Here is a 3123-nt window from a genome sequence, read left to right as displayed (position 1 = left end):
CCTCCACGCTCACGGTGCGCGGCGCCCGCGTGCACAACCTCAAGAACGTCGACCTCGACATCCCGCGCGACGCGCTCGTGGTCTTCACCGGGCTCTCGGGCTCCGGCAAGTCGAGCCTCGCGTTCGACACGATCTTCGCCGAGGGTCAGCGTCGCTACGTCGAGTCGCTGAGCGCCTACGCCCGGCAGTTCCTCGGTCAGGTCGACCGACCCGACGTCGATTTCATCGAGGGCCTGAGTCCCGCTGTCTCGATCGATCAGAAGTCGACGAACCGCAACCCGCGCTCGACCGTCGGCACGATCACGGAGATCCACGACTACATGCGTCTGCTCTGGGCGCGTATCGGGGTCCCTCACTGCCCCGAGTGCGGCGAGCAGATCCAACGCCAGACCGTGCAGCAGATCGCCGACCAGCTGATGGAACTGCCCGAGCGCACCCGCTATCAGATCGTCGCTCCGGTCGTGACCCAGAAGAAGGGGGAGTTCGTCGACCTCTTCAAAGAGCTCTCCGCCAAGGGCTACGCGCGCGCGGTCGTCGACGGCGATCTGGTGCAGCTCTCCGAGCCGCCGACGCTGAAGAAGAGCTACAAGCACGACATCGCCGTCGTCGTCGACCGCCTCGTCGCCTCGCCCGACATCCTCAGCCGGGTCACCGACTCGGTCGAGACGGCCCTCGGGCTCGCCGGCGGCGTCGTGCAGATCAACTTCGTCGACGAAGAGGGGGATGCCGCGTGGCAGTCCTTCTCTGAGAAGCTCGCCTGTCCGAACGGCCACCCCCTGCAGCTCACCGAGATCGAGCCGCGAACCTTCTCGTTCAACGCCCCGTTCGGTGCCTGCCCGGCGTGCTCCGGCCTCGGCACCCGCATGTCCGTCGACCCCGAGCTCATGCTCGGCGACGAGGAGCTCTCGATCCGCGAGGGTGTCATCATCCCGTGGACGACGCAGGGCAAGGGGCTGTTCCAGTACTACGAGCGACTGCTCGAGGGGCTCGCCGACGACCTCGGCTTCTCACTCGACACCCCGTGGAAGAAGCTGACGCCCGACGTGCGAGAGGCGGTGCTGCGCGGTGAGAACTACAAGGTGACCGTCAAGTTCCGCAACCGCTACGGCCGGGAGATGCGCTACTCGTCCGGCTTCGAGGGCGTCGCGCCCTACATCGAGCGCCAGTACGTGCAGGCGGAGTCCGACACGCAGCGACAGCGGTGGTCGGAGTTCCTGCGGGAGGTGCCGTGCCCGGTCTGCAACGGCGACCGTCTCAAGCCCGAGGTGCTCGCCGTGCTCGTCCACGGCAGCTCGATCGCCGACGCATCCCGGCTCAGCCTCTCCGACGCGCAGGCGTTCTTCGCCGACCTCGAGCTCACCGACCGCGAGGCGAAGATCGCGGCCGCGGTGCTGCGCGAGATCCGTGCTCGACTCGACTTCCTCATCCAGGTCGGGCTCACCTACCTCAACCTCAGCCGTTCGGCCGGCTCCCTCTCGGGCGGCGAGGCGCAGCGCATCCGGCTCGCGACCCAGATCGGGTCGGGGCTGACCGGTGTGCTCTACGTCCTCGACGAGCCGTCGATCGGTCTTCACCAGCGCGACAACCGGCGTCTGATCGAGACGCTCCTCACCCTCAAGAGCCTCGGCAACACGCTCATCGTCGTCGAGCATGACAAGGAGACCATCCACGCCGCCGACTGGATCGTCGACATCGGTCCCCGCGCCGGCGTCGACGGCGGGCATGTCGTGCACTCGGGTCCGCTTGCGCAACTCCTGGGCGAGGAGGCATCCCTCACCGGCGACTACCTCTCCGGCCGCCGGGCGATCCCGACGCCCGAGAAGCGCCGCAAGATCGACAAGAAGCGCATGCTCAGCGTGGTCGGGGCGCGGGAGAACAACCTGCGCAATGTGACGGCCGACTTCCCGCTCGGGGTGCTCACGGCCGTCACCGGCGTGAGCGGGTCGGGCAAGTCGTCGCTCGTGAACGACATCCTGTACGAGGTGCTCGCCCAGAAGCTCAACGGCGCGCGCACGGTCCCGGGCAAGCACACACGGGTGACCGGGCTCGACAACCTCGACAAGGTCGTGCACGTCGATCAGGCGCCCATCGGCCGCACTCCGCGCTCGAACCCTGCGACCTACACCGGGGTGTTCGACCGCATCCGCACGCTCTTCAGCGAGACCCCCGAGGCGAAGGCCCGCGGCTACCAGCCGGGACGCTTCTCGTTCAACGTCAAGGGCGGGCGCTGCGAGGCGTGCTCCGGTGACGGCACGATCAAGATCGAGATGAACTTCCTGCCCGACGTCTACGTCGACTGCGAGGTCTGCCACGGCAAGCGCTACAACCGCGACACGCTGAGCGTGCACTACAAGGGGCGCAACATCGCCGAGGTGCTGGAGATGCCGATCGCCGAGGCGGCCGACTTCTTCGAGCCGATCCAGGCGATCCATCGCTACCTGCGCACCCTCGTCGACGTGGGCCTGGGCTATGTTCGGCTCGGCCAGTCCGCGACGACGCTCTCGGGCGGCGAGGCGCAGCGCGTGAAACTGGCGACCGAGTTGCAGCGACGCAGCAACGGTCGCAGCATCTACGTGCTCGACGAGCCGACGACCGGCCTGCACTTCGAGGACGTCCGCCGACTGCTCGAGGTGCTCGGCGGCCTCGTGGACAAGGGCAACACCGTCATCGTCATCGAGCACAACCTCGACGTCATCAAGTCCTCGGACTGGATCATCGACCTCGGACCCGAGGGTGGCTCCGGCGGCGGCCAGATCATTGCCACGGGCACGCCGGAGCAGGTCGCGCGCGCCGAGGGCAGCCACACCGGCGCCTTCCTCGCCGAGATCCTCGAACAGGACGCGGAGCGCAAGGCGAGCTGACGTGGCATCCGATCTGCCCTATCGCCCGAAGCAGGGCGAGATCCCGACGACCCCGGGCGTCTACCGGTTCCGCGACGCCCAGGGGCGCATCCTGTACGTCGGCAAGGCGAAGAACCTGCGCGCGCGCCTGTCGAACTACTTCGCGCCGCTGCACACCATGCACGAGCGCACGCGGCGCATGGTCACCACGGCGGCGAGCGTCGAATGGACCGTCGTCTCCAGCGACGTCGAGGCCCTGCAGCTCGAGTACATGTGGATTCAG

Annotated in this window: 2 protein-coding genes; both read left to right on the top strand. The window is 67.8% G+C overall.

The genetic code is table 11. From position 1 onward, the window contains the following. On the top strand, positions 1-2861 hold a 2861-nt coding region (gene uvrA / locus ASG00_RS12010; protein ID WP_056209999.1), incomplete at its 5' end, for an excinuclease ABC subunit UvrA. Between the two features lies 1 nt (position 2862). Continuing rightward, on the top strand, positions 2863-3123 hold a 261-nt coding region (locus tag ASG00_RS18410; RefSeq protein ID WP_235559561.1), incomplete at its 3' end, for a GIY-YIG nuclease family protein.

The sequence above is a fragment of the Microbacterium sp. Leaf351 genome, assembly GCF_001423825.1.
In the GTDB taxonomy this organism is placed as follows: Bacteria; Actinomycetota; Actinomycetes; order Actinomycetales; family Microbacteriaceae; genus Microbacterium; species Microbacterium ginsengisoli.
Note: the sequence above shows the minus strand (reverse complement) of the source record. Positions and strands in the feature narration are given on the sequence as shown.